The sequence below is a fragment of the Enterobacter cloacae complex sp. ECL411 genome (genome assembly GCF_021869665.1).
GTDB lineage: Bacteria > Pseudomonadota > Gammaproteobacteria > Enterobacterales > Enterobacteriaceae > Enterobacter > Enterobacter intestinihominis.
In genome coordinates, this window is the sequence record NZ_CP091486.1 from 1514029 (window position 1) to 1532429 (window position 18401).

The following is an 18401-nucleotide window of genomic DNA, read 5'->3' on the forward strand; positions in this document are numbered from 1 at the left end:
GTTATGAAACAGGTACTTTTTGTTCGCCCCGACAGCCGCGAGGGCGGGAAAATAATGTGCTGTGAGTCCGGCAGCGAGCGCGTCGAGGTGCTCGACAGCCTGGAGATGCTGGCCGAACACCCGCTGGCTACACGCGTTTGTCTCCTGCTGCCCGCCAGCGACATGATTTTCCGCCATTTCACGCTGCCGAAAAAGGTGGCTTCTCAGGCGATGGCCTTCTCGTGGATGGCGGAAGAGACGCTGATTGGCGACGTGGACAACCTCCACTGGACAGTGCTCTACAAAAAAGGCGCTGACGTCGACGCCGTTGCCATTGACGCCGACCGCCTGCGTGCGGCATTGACCCGCTGTCACGAGGCCGGATTAAACGTGATTCAGGCCCTGCCTGATGCCTGGCTGCTGCCCGTGGCGGCAGGGGGCAGCACGCTGGTCGTACAGGATAAAGGCTACTGGCTGCGTTTATCTCCCCACGTGGCGGGTGAAATGGAGGGAACCCTGCTGCCGCTGTTGATGCAGAAAGCCGGAGACGGGGAAGTGTGTTGCTACGGCGACGCGCCTGCGGACGTTCACGTTGACGTACAGCATGCCTGGCAGCACCCGCTGGTGCTGATCCAGCCGCAGTGGAAAACCTGTCGTATGAATCTGCTTCACGGTGAATTCAGCCTTAAGGCCGGTCATGGCCAGGCCGCAAAAAGCATGAAAGCAGCGATGATAGCGGCGGGCCTGCTGTCCGTTGGTCTGCTGCTGGGGCCGCGCATTGCGATGACCTGGATGCTGGTGCAGCAGGAAAATCGGGTTCAGCAGGAGATCGTTCAGGTTTATCAGCACCATTTCCCCAGCATGCGCCAGCAGACCAATATCAAATATCACTTTGGCCAAAGCCTGAAAAAACAGAGCAAGGGGTTCTTTCTTCAGCTTGAGGAGCTGGAGAAAGCCAGGCAGTCAGTCCCTGCGATGGAAATCGATCTGCTGGAATACGATGCGCAGCAAAACACCCTGACGCTGAGCGTTAGCGCGCAAAGCCAGCCCGCGTTGCAGGCGTTTGTGAACCAGACCAGTGAGAATTTTGATTTTACCTTACAACCTGTTTCAACAACCGAACCGTATACCGCCATGATCGCAGGGAAACATAAATGAAAGAGCGAATCGTGCAGCTGAAATCACGCTATCAGAATTACAGCGCCCGGGAAAAAATCATTTTAAAAATATGTGCCGTTGCCATTGTGGCGGCTGCGGTGTATTACACAGGAGTAATTCCCCTGGATAATATAATTCAAAATAGTAAATCGACGCTTAAAAGACAAAAAGAGACGCTTAACTGGATGCGCAGTGAAATTGATAAAAATCATCTTCAGGTCCAGTTAGTTAAAACGAATAATCCGCGTACGGTGGTCGAGAACAGCGCTCATGAAATTAATCTTTCACTGACGGATGTGCGCCAGGAGGGGCAAACTTTATCGTTCGTGGTGAATCGGGTAAATGTATATGAATTAAAAAGCTGGCTGCGTGAAATTAATCAGACCTCCGGCGTGACATTGCAAAAAATAAACCTCACGCCGGTTGACCACCTCAGCGATGTGAAAGCACAGGTGCAGCTTACCTGGTCAAAAAGCGCATGAATACCTTCACGCTGATGCGGGAGGCCTGTCCGCTCGGTTTCCCGATGATGAGTGCTATCCTGGGCGGGATTATGGGCAGTTTTCTCGGCGTTGTTGCCGAGCGCGTACCGGGAATGGTGATGGATGAGGAGGGGAGCGGCAATCTGCTCTTTCCTGCCTCGCACTGCCCGGTGTGTCAGCACACGCTTGCTGCATGGGAAAATATCCCGCTGCTCAGTTGGCTGTTATTACGGGGGCGCTGCCACCAGTGCGGCAGCGCGATCCCGCTGCGACTCTTTTTGGTGGAACTGTTCTCCGCGCTGTTTTTTGGCATCACGGCCTGGTGCATGCCGGACGTTCAGGCGCTGTTCTCTTTGTGGTTACTGGCGGCTTTTTTGCTGCCGCTGGCCATGATCGACTGGCAGCATCAGTTGTTGCCGGACTGCCTGACCCAGCCGCTGCTGTGGGCGGGGTTAGTGCTCCATGCTATTGACCACACATTGCCGCTACGCGATGCGCTGTTTGGCGCGGTGGCGGGCTATCTGTCGCTCTGGCTGCTCTACTGGGCTTTTCGTCTGATCGTCGGACGAGAAGGGCTGGGTTACGGGGACTTTAAGCTACTGGCGGCGCTGGGCGCCTGGTGCGGCTGGCAGGCATTACCCTCCATTGAACTGGCGGCAGCGTTAAGCGGTATTGTCGGTTATTTCGCCGTCAATAATTTAAATAAAAATAACCTCACTATTTCTTTTGGTCCTTACCTCGCCTTTTCTGGAATCGTGGTGTTTATTAGTCAGCAGTTTGCTTTCACATTTTAAATATACTGGTCAAGGTTTTTTATAAATCTTTTTGATGCTGCGAGAGAAGGACGACTCTTTACGCTCGGTGTATCGTAGGAGATATAAGCTACACGGGATTTGGCTTGTATCTTTTTATGGAGGAATACAGCGCAGCAACAATTTTTTGTTTACGGCACTCACGTTGGTTAAATACGCATTACGCGAAACGCATCCATGATCTCACGGAAGGCATGGGTTATTACGTTATAAATAAATTTATCAGGAAATAAAAATGAAATTTATGAAACCAAAATATCTGGCGCTCTTTATTGCGGCGGCCACCAGCTCCGCATTTGCAGCTGCGCCGGGTACGCCTTCTATTACATCGGGCAATGATAAATTTGCGCTGGTAGAAGTGGATCAGGCGGCACAGGATTACAACAACCTCATCAAAGTGCATAAAGAGGGTGTTGATGTAAAAGTGGAATGGAACGTCTGGAGCGGTGACGCCCCAACGTCTGCAAAAGTGCTGCTGGACGGCAAGACCGTCTGGACCGGCGCGGGCAGCGCGGCGGGTTCTGCGACCTTCAAAGTCAAAAAAGGGGGCCGCTATCAGGAACAGGTCGAACTGTGTAACGACAGCGGCTGTACCAAAAGCGCAAGCAAACTGATTATCGTGGCGGATACCGACGGAAGCCATTTGCTGCCGCTGAATACGCCGCTGCTGGAAAATAACAAAGCTTTCGCTCAGCATACCGATAAAGTCGTCGGTGCCTATTTCCCTGAGTGGGGCGTTTACGATCGAAACTTCTCTGCGGATAAGATCCCGGTCGCGAACATTAACCACCTGCTGTACGGCTTTATTCCAATTTGCGGCGGTGACGGTATTAATGACAGCGCCAAATCTTCAGGTGCACTGGAATCCCTGAAACGCGCCTGTGCTGGCCGTCAGGACTACACCGTGGCCATTCACGATCCATGGGCTGCGTTGCAGAAACCGCAGAAAGGCGTAAGCAACTGGGACGATCCCTACAAAGGTAACTATGGGCAGCTGATGGCGATGAAAAAAGCCCATCCTGACCTGAAAATTCTGCCATCCATTGGTGGCTGGACCCTGTCCGATCCGTTCTATCAGATGGATAACAAAGTACTGCGTGACCGTTTCGTGGCGTCGGTAAAAGACTTCCTGACCACCTGGAAAGTGTTTGACGGTGTGGATATTGACTGGGAATTCCCGGGCGGCGGCGGTGAAAACGCCAAACTCGGCAATCCTCAGACCGATAAAGCTACCTACACCGCGCTGATGCACGACCTGCGTCAGATGCTGAATGAACTGTCTGCGGAAACCGGTCGTACCTACGAGCTGACTACTGCAATCGGTGCCGGTAAAGATAAGATCGAAGACGTGGACTATAACACCACGCAGCAGTACCTCGACCATATCTTCCTGATGAGCTACGACTTCTACGGTGCCTGGAGCAATACCGATCTGGGCCACCAGACCGCCCTGTACGGTGCTTCCTGGAAACCAGACACTAACTACACCACCGATAACGCGGTGAAAGCGATGCTGGAGCAGGGCGTTAAGCCAGGCAAGATCGTGGTAGGCGCAGGTATGTATGGCCGCGGCTGGACCGGCGTTCATGGTTATACCGGCGATAATCCATTTACCGGCACCGCAACCGGACCAATTAAAGGGACATGGGAAAACGGTATCGTTGACTATCGTCAAATCGTCAACCAGATGCTGGGCAAACCGGGCTGGGAATACAAATATGACGAAGCGGCTGAAGCGCCGTACGTGTTCAACAAGTCCACCGGTGAGCTGGTGACGTACGATAACGCCCGTTCCGTTATGGCGAAAGGCAAATACGTACTGAACAAAAACCTGGGCGGACTGTTCGCATGGTCTATCGAGTCTGATAACGGCGATATCCTGAACGCCATGAACGAAAGCCTTCTGGGCGGAAGTTCCATCCCGGATCTGCCTGTTGAGACTAACCATGCGCCAGTGGCTTCAGCTGCCGATCAAAATGTCACCGGTCCTGCAACCGTGACCCTGGATGGCTCTGCTTCCAGCGACCAGGACGACGATGCGCTGACCTATAAATGGACGCAGGTTTCAGGCCCTTCTGTGACCATCGCCAATAGCACCAAAGCAAAAGCCAGCTTTAGCGTTCCGGCTGTGACAAGCGACCAGAACCTGGTCTTCCGTTTGACCGTAACCGACGCTAAAGGGCTGAGCAATGCTGTTGACGTCCAGGTTGTGAATAAAGCGCCTAAAGCCAACCAGGCGCCGGTAATCAATGCTATGGAAGCCGTTACCGTTCAGTCCGGTGAAGCAATTTCTCTGCACGCACAGGCATCCGATCCTGATGGTGACGCGCTGACCTACAGCTGGAGCGTACCGGCTGATATGAACGCGACCGGCACTGATTCGGCGAACGTTCGCATCACTGCGCCAGAAGTGCACAATACCTCTTCCTACACCCTGAGCGTTATTGTGACGGACGGTAAAACCAGCGTGCAGTCTGACGTGCAGGTGACGGTGGAGCCTAAGCCGGCTGACGAGGTAACGCCTCCTGCCGATGACGTAACCCCACCGGTTGACGACGTAACGCCTCCTGCCGATGACGTCACACCACCGGCTGACGACGTAACCCCGCCAGCTGATGATACCACCGGCAGCTGCGATGCACCTGTCGATGCCAACGCCAGCAAATACGCTGCGTGGGACGCGAGCAAAATCTATAACAACGGCGATACCGTAAGCTTCGACCACCTCGTGTGGAAAGCGAAATACTGGACTCAGGGCAATCAGCCTGGCTTCGGTATGGACGCGTGGGAGCTGGTAAGCAACGTGAAGATGAACTGGCGTTCTGACCTGGTCTATAACGGCGGCGACACCACCACCTATGAAGGTAACGTTTACCGTGCGAAATGGTGGACCCGTGGTGATAACCCAGCAAATAGCGACGTATGGGTAAAAGAAGGCGCATCAACAGATTGCAAATAATCTAACCCATTAATTACTCCCCCCTTCTGAGGGGGAGTAATTAAAAATTCATTTTACAGGATGTTTCTAAGGAGAAATAACCAATAAAGTCAGCAGGTAAAAATGAAAAAGCTCATTTTGTTGTTATTAATAATAAGCCAGGGTGCTCTGGCAAACTGTTGGGATAAAGCGGCGCGTTATTATCATGTCGACCCTTATTTACTGTACGCGATAGCGAATGTGGAATCCGGTATGAATCCGTACGCGGTTGGGAAAAAACGCGATGGCACGCGAGATGTCGGGCTGATGCAAATCAACAGCTCGCATTTTACCGCGCTGGAAAGCAGAGGCATCGATGAGTATCGCTTAATGACCGAGCCGTGTACCTCCATCATGGTGGGTGCCTCCATTCTCTCCGGAATGATAAGAGTATATGGCTATAACTGGGAAGCGGTAGGCGCTTATAACGCCGGGTTGAAGAAAGAGAATTATCCGCAGCGGATGAAATATGCCCATAAGGTCTGGGCTAAATATCAGCAATTAAAATTAGCAGCACGCGATTAACGTTTTTTATTTTTGAAGAATTCCTGAAGGTGTTCTTCGAAAAGTGAAAACAGCTGAATGTGGTTTATGTATTAACGGAATAATACCTAAGCCGGGATATTAACATTTAATTTGAAACGAACAGGAAAACTGAAATGAACAAAAGGACGTTACTGAGTGTACTTGTTGCTGGTGCTTGCGTTGCACCTTTTATGGCGCAGGCCGCCTCTTTGCAGGCGACCACCGGCGAGCCGTACACCATGAAAGCCAGCGATCTGGCGAAGAAAGAGCATGAGCTCACTAACTTCCCGCTGATGGCCTCCGTTAAAGAGACTATTCAGACCTTGGACAACGCGCAGGTCGAACTGATTGAGCCAGGCCGCGCGGCGAACCCGGACAACGTCAAACGCGTTGAAGGGATTGTGAAAGCCAGCGACTGGGAATATCTCTTTCCGCTGCGTGCACAGGCTTATACCTACAGCAACTTCCTGAAAGCCGTGGGTAAATTCCCGGCGCTGTGTAAGACCTACAACGACGGTCGTGACAGCGACGCTATCTGCCGCAAAGAGCTGGCGACCATGTTTGCCCACTTTGCCCAGGAAACCGGCGGCCACGAAAGCTGGCGTCCGGAAGCCGAATGGCGTCAGGCGCTGGTCCACGTGCGTGAAATGGGCTGGAGCGAAGGGCAGAAGGGCGGCTATAACGGCGAATGTAACCCGGACGTCTGGCAGGGACAGACCTGGCCTTGCGGTAAAGACAAAGACGGCGATTTCCTGAGCTATTTCGGACGCGGTGCGAAACAGTTGTCCTACAACTACAACTACGGTCCATTCTCTGAAGCGATGTACGGCGACGTGCGTACCCTGCTCGATAAACCTGAGCTGGTGGCGGACACCTGGCTGAACCTGGCCAGTGCTATCTTCTTCTTCGCCTATCCACAGCCGCCAAAACCAAGCATGTTGCAGGTGATCGACGGTACATGGCAGCCGAACGATCACGATAAAGCCAACGGACTGGTCCCGGGCTTCGGTGTAACAACCCAGATCATCAACGGTGGCGTTGAGTGCGGCGGCCCGACTGAAATTGCGCAGTCTCAGAACCGTATCAAGTATTACAAAGAATTTGCGAACTACCTGAAAGTCCCTGTTCCGGCGAACGAAGTGTTGGGTTGCGCCAACATGAAGCAGTTTGACGAAGGTGGCGCAGGCGCCCTGAAGATTTACTGGGAACAGGACTGGGGATGGAGCGCGGATACCCCGGACGGCAAGACTTACTCTTGCCAGCTGGTGGGTTATCAGACACCGTTCAGCGCGTTCAAAGAGGGCGACTACAGCAAGTGCGTGCAGAAGTTCTATAACGTGAATATCGTGAATGACGACGGTTCCTCGGTGACGCCGGACGAAACCCCGGTCACGCCAACGCCAACACCTTCTGAAGATGTTACGCCGGCCCCAACGCCAGCGCCAGTTCCGGATGAAACTCCGGTTGAACCTGTCGCGGTGAACCACGCGCCGGTTGCGCAGATTGCGGGCCCAATCGGTGCCGTAGAAGCGGGCGCGCAGGTTTCTCTGAGCGCGGAAGGCTCTACCGACGCAGACGGCAACAAGCTGACCTACACCTGGCGTTCTCAGGATGGCCAGACCGTGACCGGCGAAGATAAAGCGGTGGTGACCTTTAAGGCGCCTGAGTCTGCAACGGCGCAGCAGTATGAAGTGAGCCTGACCGTCAGCGATGGCGAGCTGAGCAGCACCACGTCTTACCTGCTGAACGTGAAAGCGAAAGCGGCAACGCCATCCGGAGAAGATACGTCTTACCCGGCATGGAGCGCGAACAGCAAGTACAACGCCGGTGATATCGTGAACAACCACGGTAAATTGTTCCAGTGCAAACCGTTCCCGTACAGCGGCTGGTGTAACAGTGCGCCGACGTACTATGAGCCGGGTGCAGGCCTGGCATGGGCTGAAGCCTGGACGGCTCTGTAAAAGCAAACGGCAACCCTCGGGTTGCCGTTTTAATGTTTGCACCCTCTACCTGTGGGAGAGGGCCGGGGTGAGGGCATCAGTCCGCACTCTCTGTTTTTTGCCGGGTGGCGCTGCGCTTACCCGGCCTACATGAGGCTGGAACGCTTACCGGTGCAACTTCCCGTGATCCCGTAACCACGCCGCCGTACGCACGATCCCTTCATCCAGCGAGATAATCGGTTTATACCCCAGCTCGTTCTCCGCCCGAGAAATATCCAGCGTAAAATCGAAGTTGAGCTTCGACACACCGTAATGCGTCAGCGCAGGCTCTTTCGCCGATTTACTGCCAAAGCGCTCCATGCTGCGGGCAATCATGTCCAGCATCGGGTAGGGAACGGAACGGATCCGGCAGTCGATTTTTAACTCATCAATCAGCCTTTGCACAATGCTGCGCAGGGTACAGGGTTCGCCGTTGGTGATGTTATAGGCGCGGCCCGACACCAGCTTATCGCACTCCGGCTGGCTCGCCAGCCACATGGCGTGAACGGCATTTTCGTAATAGGTCATGTCTACCAGCGCATCGCCGCCGCGCGGTAACAGCACGCTGCCGTAATGGTGCATCATTTGGGCCAGTCGCGGGATAAAGACTTTGTCGTGCGGCCCAAACAGGCTCTGTGGTCGCAGCACGGTAAAGCGGGTGTGCGGATTTGACTGGGCCAGCAGGTCGATCACCTCTTCGCCAGCCGCTTTACTGCGGGCAAATTCACAGGCAAAGCGCGCAGGGCGGAAATCTTCCTGAATATCACGATGATGGTGATAATCAAAATAGAGCGACGGGGAAGAGATATGAATAAAGTTACGCACGCCCCAGGCGACGGCCCATTCGCCCAGACGGCGCGTGGCGCGCACGTTGGCGAGATCGAAGGCTTCCTGGGTACCCCACGGGGAGGTAAAACTGGAGCAGTGCCACAGCGTATCGATACCGGCGAGCATCACCTTGGCCTGAGAGGAGACCAGCTCCGTCAGGTCGGCATGGACAAACTCAGCGCCCATTTTTTGCAAGAGCTTGCCCATCGCCTCGTTGCGACCGGTGGCCCTCACGCTGATGCCTTTGTTGCGCAGAAATTCGACCGCATTTCGGCCTAAGCCGCTGGTCGCCCCGGTAACCAGTACCTTCATAACAATCCACTGTGTTGAAAAGAATTTCGTGCGCATTCTTTCGTGAATTACGATGTGTTGCAATGGGAAAGGTGAAAGAAAAAGGGTTTTATTTAATTACTTTCCCGCTTTTCTTCTGCCAGTTGCGCAATCCTTTTCGCCATTCCGCGGAAGATAAACAGGTGTGCCGGGATCATCAGCAGCCAGTAGAACAGCCCGGGCATTCCGTGCGGGTGCCACCACGCCCGAACGTCCAGCTCGCGGTGATCGCCTTTGTCTTTAAGGGTGAAGCAGAGCCGCCCCAGCCCCGGTGCCTTCATGCCAAACAGCAGCGCCAGCTGTTTTTCCGGCTCAACGATGATCACCTTCCAGCTGTCGACCGTATCGCCCACGTTCAGATACGGGGCGGCAGGACGGCCTTTTGCCAGCCGGTGACCCACCAGCAGATCCAGCGCGCCGCGCGTTTGCCAGAGGATATTGCCGAAGAAATAGCGCTCTTTGCCGCCGATCTGGTTCACAACGTCCCACAGCGCTGAGAGGCTGGCAGTGGTTTTTACCGTACAGCCCGCCTGTTTTGGGTAATAGCCGTACTCGGGCCGCCAGCGGGCAAACGCCTGCGCGTCGTAGCCCCAGTCACTGGAGTTCACCAGCTTCTCTTCTTCTTTCAGCGTATTGCGTACGGCATCGTCGAAGGGGATCAATTCCTGAGGGATCAAGGCACGCAGTTCACGATCGTCCGCCAGCAGATCGTGTTTCAGTCCCTGTATAAGCGCTTTGGCAGTCGTCGGCGGCACGGAGGTGATCACATTCAAAAACCACACCGAAATCCAGCGGGTCGGGAAGGGGACGGGCACCAGCCAGCGGCGGCGGCCACTCACCCGCATAAAATGTTCGAACTGCGCCTGATAGCTCAACACTTCCGGGCCAGCCGCCTCCAGCACACGATGCGCCGCCGCCGGATGATCCAGCAATGCCACCAGATAGTGGAGTAAATTCTCCAGCGCAATGGGCGTGGTGCGCGAGCGTACCCAGCGCGGCGGTGTCAGCACAGGCAGGTTGTAGACCATATCGCGCATCACTTCGAACGCGGCGGAACCCGCGCCGACGATGATCCCTGCCCGCAGTTCGGTGACGGGGATAAGGGCGCTTCGCAATGTCTCTGCCGTCAGTTGCCGGGCGCGCAGATGGTCTGACTGCTCGTTCTCAGGCGCCTGAAGCGAGCTTAGAAAGATCACCTGCTTTACCGGCGTTTGCAGCAGCGTATCACGTACGTTCATCGCCACCTGACGCTCGTGGGCGATAAAATCGCCGCCTTCGCCCATGCTGTGAACAAGGTAGTAAAGCGTATCGACCCCTTCCAGCAGCGCAGGAAGCGCTTTCGGCCAGTTAAGGTCAACGTTGTGACACGTCACGCCAGGCAAATGTAGCTTTTGCAGGCGTTCCGTGTTGCGTGCCACTGCCAGCACCTGGTGCCCCTGCTGGCTTAACGCAGTGGTCAGATGCTGACCGATATACCCGCTGGCACCGAGCACCAGAATACGTTGCGGCACGGTATGCTCCTTAACGCTGTAAAAACGCCTGCCAGTGTTTCACCACCTCGGTCAACTGCTCGCGGTTAACGTCAAGATGCATCACCAGTCGCACGACCGGGGAGGCGTTGATCAGCACGCCTCGGGCTTTCATAAATTCGCCCAGCGCGGCAGCATGCTCATTGCCGACGCGGACAAACAGCATGTTGGTGTCATGACGCATGACATCAGCGCCGATTTCACGCAGCTGCGCTGCCATCCACGCCGCATTGTCGTGATCGTCTTTCAGGCGTGACACGTTATTTTTCAGGGCGTACAGTCCGGCAGCCGCCAGAATACCCGCCTGACGCATCCCGCCGCCGGTCATTTTGCGCCAGCGGTTGGCGCGTCTGATGTAGTCCGCGCTGCCAACCAGCAGGGAACCTACCGGCGTGCCCAGCCCTTTAGAGAGGCAAATGGTGAACGAGTCGCAATATTGGGTGATCTCTTTCAGCTCGCAGCCGTACTCCACCACGGCGTTGAAGATACGTGCGCCGTCAACGTGCAGGCCGAGCTTGCGCTCGCGGGTAAAATCCCATGCCGCTTTCAGGTATTCGCGCGGCAGGACTTTACCGTTATGGGTGTTTTCGAGGCTCAGCAGTTTAGTGCGGGCGAAGTGAATATCATCGGCTTTGATTTTTGCCGCGACTTTGTCCAGCGGCAGCGTACCGTCCGGCGCAGCATCGATCGGCTGCGGCTGAATGCTGCCAAGCACCGCCGCGCCGCCGGCTTCGTACAGGTAGTTATGCGCCCCCTGGCCGACGATATACTCTTCGCCGCGCTCGCAGTGGCTCAGCAGCGCCACCAGGTTAGCCTGCGTGCCGGTGGGCAGGAACAGGGCAGCCTCTTTACCGCTCAGCTCGGCCGCATAGCGCTGGAGTTCGTTGACCGTCGGGTCATCGCCGTAGACGTCGTCCCCGACCGGGGCGGCCATCATCTCTTCGAGCATGGCGCGGCCCGGACGGGTAACGGTATCACTACGTAAATCAATCATTTCACATCCCTTTCATTTAAGAGGTCTTGTGAAATGTTTTACCTGAGCCAGTTGGTTTTTGCCAGTTCGATCACTTCGTCACCGCGCCCGCTGATGATGGCGCGCAGCATGTAGAGGCTAAAACCTTTAGCCTGTTCCAGCTTGATTTGAGGCGGGATTGCCAGCTCTTCTTTGGCGACCACCACATCCACCAGCACCGGGCCGTCGATGGAGAAGGCACGTTGCAGGGCTTCGTCCACCTCTGAGGCTTTCTCCACCCGAATACCGGTGATACCGCAGGCTTCGGCGATGCGGGCGAAGTTGGTGTCGTGCAGCTCGGTGCCGTCCGTGAGGTAGCCTCCGGCCTTCATCTCCATCGCCACAAAGCCCAGCACGCTGTTGTTAAAGACCACGATTTTCAGCGGAAGCTTCATCTGCGCCACCGACAGGAAATCCCCCATCAGCATACTGAACCCGCCGTCGCCGCACATCGCCACCACCTGACGTTCCGGTGCCGTCGCTTTTGCGCCCAGCGCCTGCGGCATGGCGTTGGCCATTGAGCCATGGTTGAACGAGCCAAGCAGGCGTCGTTTGCCGTTCATTTTCAGATAGCGCGCGGCCCAGACGGTGGGCGTACCCACGTCGCAGGTGAAGATGGCATCGTCGTCGGCGAAGTGGCTGATCTGCTGCGCCAGATACTGCGGGTGGATCGCTTTTTCGCTCGGTTTGGCCAGATCGTCCAGCCCCTTACGCGCATCGCGATAGTCGCTCAGGGCTTTATCGAGGAATTTGCGGTCCGTTTTTTCTTCCAGCAGCGGCAGGAGGGCGGCGAGGGTGGATTTAATATCGCCGATAAGCGCCATATCCACCTTGCTGTGCGCGCCGATGCTACCGGGATTAATGTCGATCTGGATAATTTTCGCATCCGTCGGGTAGAACGCGCGGTACGGGAACTGGGTGCCGAGCAGGATCAGCGTATCGGCGTTCATCATGGTATGGAAGCCGCTGGAAAAACCGATCAGCCCGGTCATGCCCACATCGTACGGGTTATCGTATTCAACGTGCTCTTTCCCGCGCAGGGCGTGCACAACTGGCGCCTTCAGCTTAGCGGCAAATTCCACCAGCTCTTTATGCGCGCCGGCACAGCCGCTGCCGCACATCAGGGCGATATTGCTGGAGTATCGCAGCAGTTGCGCCAGCTTTTTAAGCTCTTCATCCGCAGGGGTAATGGTTGGCTGTGGCGCAGAGTACCAGTGGGTGGTGGCGGTTTCAGGTGCGGCCTTCAGCGCCACGTCCCCCGGCAGCACAACCACCGAAACCCCGCGATTCAGGATCGCCTTACGCATGGCTATCGCCAGCACCTGTGGGATCTGCTCCGGCGACGAGACCAGCTCGCAGTAGTGGCTGCATTCACGGAACAGCTCCTGAGGATGCGTCTCCTGAAAATAGCCGCTGCCGATTTCGGATGACGGAATATGTGCGGCAATCGCCAGCACCGGAACATGGTTGCGGTGACAGTCGAAAAGACCGTTGATAAGGTGCAGGTTTCCCGGTCCGCAGGAACCTGCACAGACGGCGAGTTCGCCCGTGAGCTGCGCTTCGGCACCCGCGGCAAAGGCGGCGACCTCTTCATGGCGGGTGGGCATCCATTCAATGGTCTTCATCTTGTTAAGACTGTCGCTGAGTCCGTTCAGCGAATCGCCGGTGACGCCCCAGATACGCTTTACGCCAGCCTGCTCCAGGGTTTTCGCTATGTATGCAGCCACGGTTTGTTTCATGGTGGTCCTTCTCCTTTATGTGATATCGCTTACAAGCTTAGAAGAAAGTCACTGTATTGGCTGCCTGGTATTCCATACGCACAGGCAGTAGGCACAACGTAAGCCGGGTAAACGCAGTGTCACCCGGCAAAAAGCCCGGTGGCGCTAACGCTTACCGGGCCTACGAAGAGCCAACATGTACAAAGTAGGCCGGGTAAACGCAGTGCCACCCGGCAACAAATGGAGGCACTGCGCCAGATTATGCCAGCACCAGGTCCCCCTGCGGATGGCATGAACACGCCAACACGTAACCCTCTGCAATTTCCGCATCGGTCAGCGTCATGGTGCTGGTGACGGTGTATTCACCGGAAACCACCTTCGTCTTACAGCAGCCGCACACACCCGCACGACAGGCTGCCGCTACCGGCACGTTATTGCTTTCGAGCGCTTCAAGCAGCGTGGTGCCCACGCGACCAAAGAAGGTCTGCGCCGGTTGCAGCTTCGTGAACTTCATCCCGCTGGTCGCCGCTGCCGCTACAGGCGTGAAGAACTGCTCTTTAAAGAAGCGGGCCACGCCGAGCGCTTTCACTTCTTTCTCCACGATCTCCATGTACGGCGCCGGGCCGCAGGTCATCACGGTACGATCCGCAATGTCCGGCACGCTTTGCAACATTTCGCGGCTCAGACGCCCCGCGACAAAACCGTGCGTCGCGTTGTGCTCAGCCACCAGGGTCACCGGATAATTTCGCCATTCCTCGGCAAAAATCACATCTTCCGGGGAACGCACGCTAAAGATCACCTGCACGTCGGCCTGAGGACGGTATTTCGCCAGCCAGCGGCGCATCGACATAATCGGCGTTACGCCACAGCCTGCCGCCAGAAGCAGGAATTTGTCTTCCTTCTTGTCGTCGCAGGTGAACTCGCCCTGCGCGTCAGACAGCCAGATGTAATCCCCGCGCTTCACGTCACGGGTCAGCCACCGGGAGCCTGCGCCGTCATCAATACGACGGACGGTGAGCGTTATGTATTCGCTCACGCCCGGCGTGGAGGAGATCGTGTAGGCGCGCAGGGTATCCGCCGAATTACGCACACTCACCAGCGCATACTGACCTGCGCGGTACGGGTAGTAGTCATGGCACAGCAGCGACAGTGTCCACACATCCGGCGTCTCCTGTTGGATGTGATGAACCTGCATCCGCCACGGACATTGTGAGGTTGGCATGGTCATGAGTTACTCCTTACGCGCACAGCAGTTGCTTCATATCATCTTCAACGTTGGTCACGGAACGCAGACCAAATTTCTCGTTCAGGATGGCCAGCAGGTCCGGCGTCAGGAAGCCTGGCGCGGTCGGCCCGGTGACGATGTTGGTCACGCCGAGAGAGAGCAGGGTCAACAGAATAACGATCGCTTTCTGCTCGAACCAGGAGAGCACCAGCGACAGCGGCAGATCGTTCACGCCGCAGCCCAGTTTCTCTGCCAGCGTGACCGCCAGAATGATGGCTGAATATGCATCGTTACACTGACCAGCATCCACCAGGCGTGGCAGACCTTCGATGTTGCCGAAGTCCAGCTTGTTGAAACGGTATTTACCGCAGGCCAGGGTCAGGATCAGACAGTCTTCCGGAACGCGGGTGGCGAAATCGGTGAAATAGTTACGTTCCCCGCGCGCGCCGTCACAGCCGCCGATCAGGAAGATGTGACGCAGTTTTTCACGGCTGACGAGGTCAATCAGGGAATCCGCCGCACCCAGCAGGGTTTCACGGCCAAAACCGACGGTGATGAGGTGCGGAATTTCGCTGTACGGGAAGCCCGCCATCTGCTGCGCCTGCGCGATAACCGGACCGAAATCATCGCCTTCAAGGTGGCTCACGCCCGGCCAGCCGACGATGCTGCGGGTCCAGATACGGTCGTCATACGCGCCCACGGTAGGGTCGATGATGCAGTTAGAGGTCATGACGATTGGGCCAGGGAATCGGGCGAACTCCACCTGCTGGTTCTGCCAGCCGCTGCCGTAGTTACCGATCAGATGCTTAAATTTACGCAGTTCCGGGTAGCCGTGCGCGGGCAACATTTCGCCGTGGGTATAGACGTTAACGCCGGTGCCTTCGGTCTGCTTCAGCAGGTTGTAGAGATCTTTCAGGTCGTGGCCGGAGATCAGGATGCATTTACCTTCGGTCGCTTTGACGTTGACCTGCGTCGGCGTTGGGTGACCGTAGGTGCTGGTTTCACCGGCATCCAGAATGCTCATCACTTTGAAGTTCATCTGGCCGATTTCCATCGAGCATTCCAGCAGGGCGTTCATGTCGGAAGGCCAGGTGCCCAGCCATGCCATGATTTTGTGGTACTGGGCATAAATGTCGTTGTCGTACTGGCCGAGTACGTGCGCGTGCTCCATATACGCCGCAGCACCTTTCAGACCGTACAGGCACAGCAGGCGCAGGCCGAGGATGTTCTCGCCAATCGCCGCTTTGTCTTTATTGGGAGTAAATTCGGCGGCCTGACGCTGTAGCTCGCCCAGGTCGTCGCTCACCAGCTGTAGTTCCGCCATCGGGTTGTCCACGCGGGCGCTGGCGTCGGCATTCAGGCATTGCGCTTTCAGGGCTTCACGCAGGGCAATCGCTTCGCGGGCATAGCCCACAATGCGTGGAGAATCGAAGTTAACGTTAGTCAGCGTGGAGAAAAATGCGCGCGGCGCAAAGCTGTCGACATAGTGATCGACAAGGCCATATTCACGGGCCTTGAAGGCCCAGGCGGATAAGCCTTGCAGCGCCGCAATCAGCAGGTCCTGGAGATCGGACGTTTCTGCGGTTTTGCCGCACATACCCTGCGCGTAAGAGCAGCCGTTGCCTGCCGGGGTACGGATGGTTTGTTCACATTGCACACAAAACATAATCACACCTGTTAAAGTTATATTTCAGATACATGTTTAAGGTTATGCCTGTGCCACAACGGAGAAAAGTGCTTTCTTATACTAAGTGGAGGGTTATTGATTTAGCGCAATTTTGGCGGCAGGTTCACTACCGCCAAAGCAGTATCAGGCTGAGAAGAACGCCATCAGGATGGGGACCAGCATGCTCAGAATAAAGCCGTGTACAATAGCGGCAGGGACCATCTCAAGCCCTCCCGAGCGCTGTAACACCGGCAGGGTAAAGTCCATTGAGGTGGCCCCGCACAGGCCCAGCGCGGTAGAGCGGCTGCGGCGTACCAGGCCGGGGATCAGCATGATGGCTATCAGCTCGCGCGCCAGATCGTTAAAGAAGGCGGCGCTGCCGATCACCGGACCAAACGATTCGGTCAGCAGAATACCGGAGAGCGAATACCAGCCAAAACCGGATGCCATCGCCAGGCTGGTTTTCAGCGGCAGATCGAGAATAAAGGCGTTAATCACTCCCCCCGCCATTGAGCTGGCCACAACGATAACGGCAACCATCATGCCCCGGCGGTTCAGGACAATCTGTTTCAGCGTCATGCCATTATTTCGCAACTGAATACCGATCAGGAAGAGCAGGAAAATCAGCGTATATTCGCTGGCTTCCGTAGCGTGCTGTAAAAAAGCCCATCCGGTTAGCCCCAGTAAAAAACCGAGCACCACCACGCCGCACAGCTTTAATGATTCCAGCGCCATCGCAATTCGGGAGGGAAGCTTTTCCTGATGGTGGTGATTTTTCCAGGGAATAGTGCGTTCCAGCCAGAACAGCGCGGCAATATTGCACAGCAGAATAACCACTACCGTAACCGCAGAATAATGCAGGATGGAAAGCAAGTTCGTCCCCAGATTATCCAGGAAGGCCAGGCTGATCCCCATAAAGAACAGAATGACGTAAACAATCCAGCTGAGAAAACGATTAATAAGCTTTAAGGCCGATTCATGACGCAGCGGAATAAGGTAGCCCACAATCAGGGGCAGAAGAATGATGAGGAGTCCTGAGAACATGAACAGCCGGTCCTTTTGAGTATCATTTAAGCGCCAGAGACACTACCCAATAAAGGCTGTACAGTAAAGCGGCAAAAGAAAGCCGGGTGGCGGCTGCGCCTTACCCGGCCTACAAAGTGCACACTCACGTAGGTCGGGTAAGCTTTAGCGCCACCCGACATTACAGGCCGCACTTAATTAATCGCGTTTTTCCAGCAGGGTGCGATACAGCACGCCGCCCATAATACCGCCAATAATTGGCATCACCCAGAACAGCCACAGCTGTTCAAGCGCCCAGCCGCCCTGGAAAATAGCCACCGCGGTGCTGCGTGCCGGGTTAACGGAGGTATTGGTCACCGGGATGGAGATCAGGTGGATAAGCGTCAGCGCCAGACCAATAGCAATGGGGGCAAAGCCCGCAGGCGCGTATTTGTCCGTTGCGCCGTGGATCACCAACAGGAAACCTGCGGTGAGCACAATTTCAATCACGATAGCAGACAGCATTGAGTAGCCGCCTGGAGAGTGTTCGCCGAAGCCGTTTGACGCAAATCCGCTGGCCGCGGCGTCAAACCCGGCTTTTCCGCTGGCAATGACGTACAACACCGCCGCGGCAATAATACCGCCAATAACCTGGGCAATAATATAGCCAATAATATCTTTCGCCGGGAAACGTCCGCCCGCCCATAAACCTAACGTGACGGCCGGGTTGAAATGACCGCCGGAAATATGCCCCACGGCGAATGCCATGGTTAATACGGTTAAACCGAATGCCAGCGCGACGCCGACAAATCCAATGCCTAATTCCGGAAATGCGGCTGCGAGTACTGCACTACCGCAACCACCAAACACCAGCCAGAATGTACCAAAGCATTCTGCCGCTAATTTTCTGAACATAACCACCTCAATAATAAACGTCCGCGCCCATTCCTGCGCGCGGGTTATATCGCCATAAAGGGATGACGACTCAAAGAGCCAGTATTTTGAAACCATCAACATCCCTTCGCCACTCAAATAAATTCACTAAATTTGATTTAAGGCAATGTGATGTCAATCCTTGTTCAGAACGGAGGTAATTAGAGCATAGCCCAATAATTAAGGGGGCGTATATTCTGCTGTCGTGACCTACAGCCTGCCGCTATACTGCTGATAACTTGAAGG

General features: G+C 55.6%; 14 protein-coding genes. 6 read left to right on the forward strand and 8 right to left on the reverse strand.

Annotated features, from left to right (window positions below):
- Positions 1-3 precede the first annotated feature (3 nt).
- The 6 genes from gspL to L3069_RS07225 all read left to right on the forward strand — a co-directional run bounded on the left by gspL (position 4) and on the right by L3069_RS07225 (position 7894).
- A complete protein-coding gene (gene gspL, locus L3069_RS07200; protein WP_038415756.1) occupies positions 4-1137 on the forward strand; it encodes a type II secretion system protein GspL in 1134 nt (377 codons plus the stop codon).
- Positions 1134-1619, forward strand: a complete 486-nt coding sequence (gene gspM / locus L3069_RS07205) for a type II secretion system protein GspM (RefSeq protein ID WP_038415757.1) — start codon at positions 1134-1136, stop codon at positions 1617-1619. The genes gspL and gspM overlap by 4 nt, the downstream gene beginning before the upstream one ends.
- Positions 1616-2413, forward strand: coding sequence for an A24 family peptidase (locus L3069_RS07210; protein ID WP_038415758.1), 798 nt, complete (start codon positions 1616-1618; stop codon positions 2411-2413). The genes gspM and L3069_RS07210 overlap by 4 nt, the downstream gene beginning before the upstream one ends.
- Before the next feature lie 253 nt (positions 2414-2666).
- The gene (locus tag L3069_RS07215) at positions 2667-5390 is read left to right on the forward strand and encodes a glycosyl hydrolase family 18 protein (RefSeq protein ID WP_038415759.1); all 2724 of its coding nucleotides are present in this window, start codon (positions 2667-2669) and stop codon (positions 5388-5390) included.
- A gap of 102 nt (positions 5391-5492) precedes the next feature.
- Positions 5493-5933 carry a type III secretion system invasion protein IagB gene (iagB, locus tag L3069_RS07220; RefSeq protein ID WP_038415760.1) on the forward strand — a complete coding sequence of 147 codons (441 nt, stop codon included), beginning with the start codon at positions 5493-5495 and terminating at the stop codon, positions 5931-5933.
- A gap of 134 nt (positions 5934-6067) precedes the next feature.
- Positions 6068-7894: a chitinase gene (locus tag L3069_RS07225; RefSeq protein ID WP_022647599.1), complete on the forward strand. Its 1827-nt coding sequence runs from the start codon at positions 6068-6070 to the stop codon at positions 7892-7894.
- Between the two features lie 144 nt (positions 7895-8038).
- On the opposite strand, the gene L3069_RS07230 is transcribed toward L3069_RS07225, so the two are convergent.
- The 8 genes from L3069_RS07230 to aqpZ form a co-directional block, all read right to left on the reverse strand.
- Positions 8039-9052 carry an NAD(P)-dependent oxidoreductase gene (locus L3069_RS07230; RefSeq protein WP_022647600.1) on the reverse strand — a complete coding sequence of 338 codons (1014 nt, stop codon included), beginning with the start codon at positions 9050-9052 and terminating at the stop codon, positions 8039-8041.
- 92 nt (positions 9053-9144) lie between these two features.
- Complete coding sequence (locus tag L3069_RS07235) at positions 9145-10581, reverse strand: SDR family oxidoreductase (protein WP_038415761.1); 1437 nt, start codon at positions 10579-10581, stop codon at positions 9145-9147.
- 10 nt (positions 10582-10591) lie between these two features.
- On the reverse strand, positions 10592-11593 hold the full coding sequence (ltaE, locus tag L3069_RS07240; protein ID WP_032624552.1) for a low-specificity L-threonine aldolase: 1002 nt from the start codon (positions 11591-11593) through the stop codon (positions 10592-10594).
- A gap of 38 nt (positions 11594-11631) precedes the next feature.
- Positions 11632-13350, reverse strand: coding sequence for a ubiquinone-dependent pyruvate dehydrogenase (poxB, locus tag L3069_RS07245; RefSeq protein ID WP_022647603.1), 1719 nt, complete (start codon positions 13348-13350; stop codon positions 11632-11634).
- Between the two features lie 238 nt (positions 13351-13588).
- The gene (gene hcr / locus L3069_RS07250; RefSeq protein ID WP_038415762.1) at positions 13589-14557 is read right to left on the reverse strand and encodes an NADH oxidoreductase; all 969 of its coding nucleotides are present in this window, start codon (positions 14555-14557) and stop codon (positions 13589-13591) included.
- A gap of 10 nt (positions 14558-14567) precedes the next feature.
- Positions 14568-16220 carry a hydroxylamine reductase gene (hcp, locus tag L3069_RS07255; RefSeq protein WP_038415763.1) on the reverse strand — a complete coding sequence of 551 codons (1653 nt, stop codon included), beginning with the start codon at positions 16218-16220 and terminating at the stop codon, positions 14568-14570.
- A 144-nt stretch (positions 16221-16364) separates the two neighbouring features.
- Positions 16365-17264, reverse strand: a complete 900-nt coding sequence (locus L3069_RS07260; protein WP_038415765.1) for a lysine exporter LysO family protein — start codon at positions 17262-17264, stop codon at positions 16365-16367.
- A gap of 177 nt (positions 17265-17441) precedes the next feature.
- On the reverse strand, positions 17442-18137 hold the full coding sequence (gene aqpZ, locus L3069_RS07265; protein ID WP_038417009.1) for an aquaporin Z: 696 nt from the start codon (positions 18135-18137) through the stop codon (positions 17442-17444).
- Positions 18138-18401 lie beyond the last annotated feature (264 nt).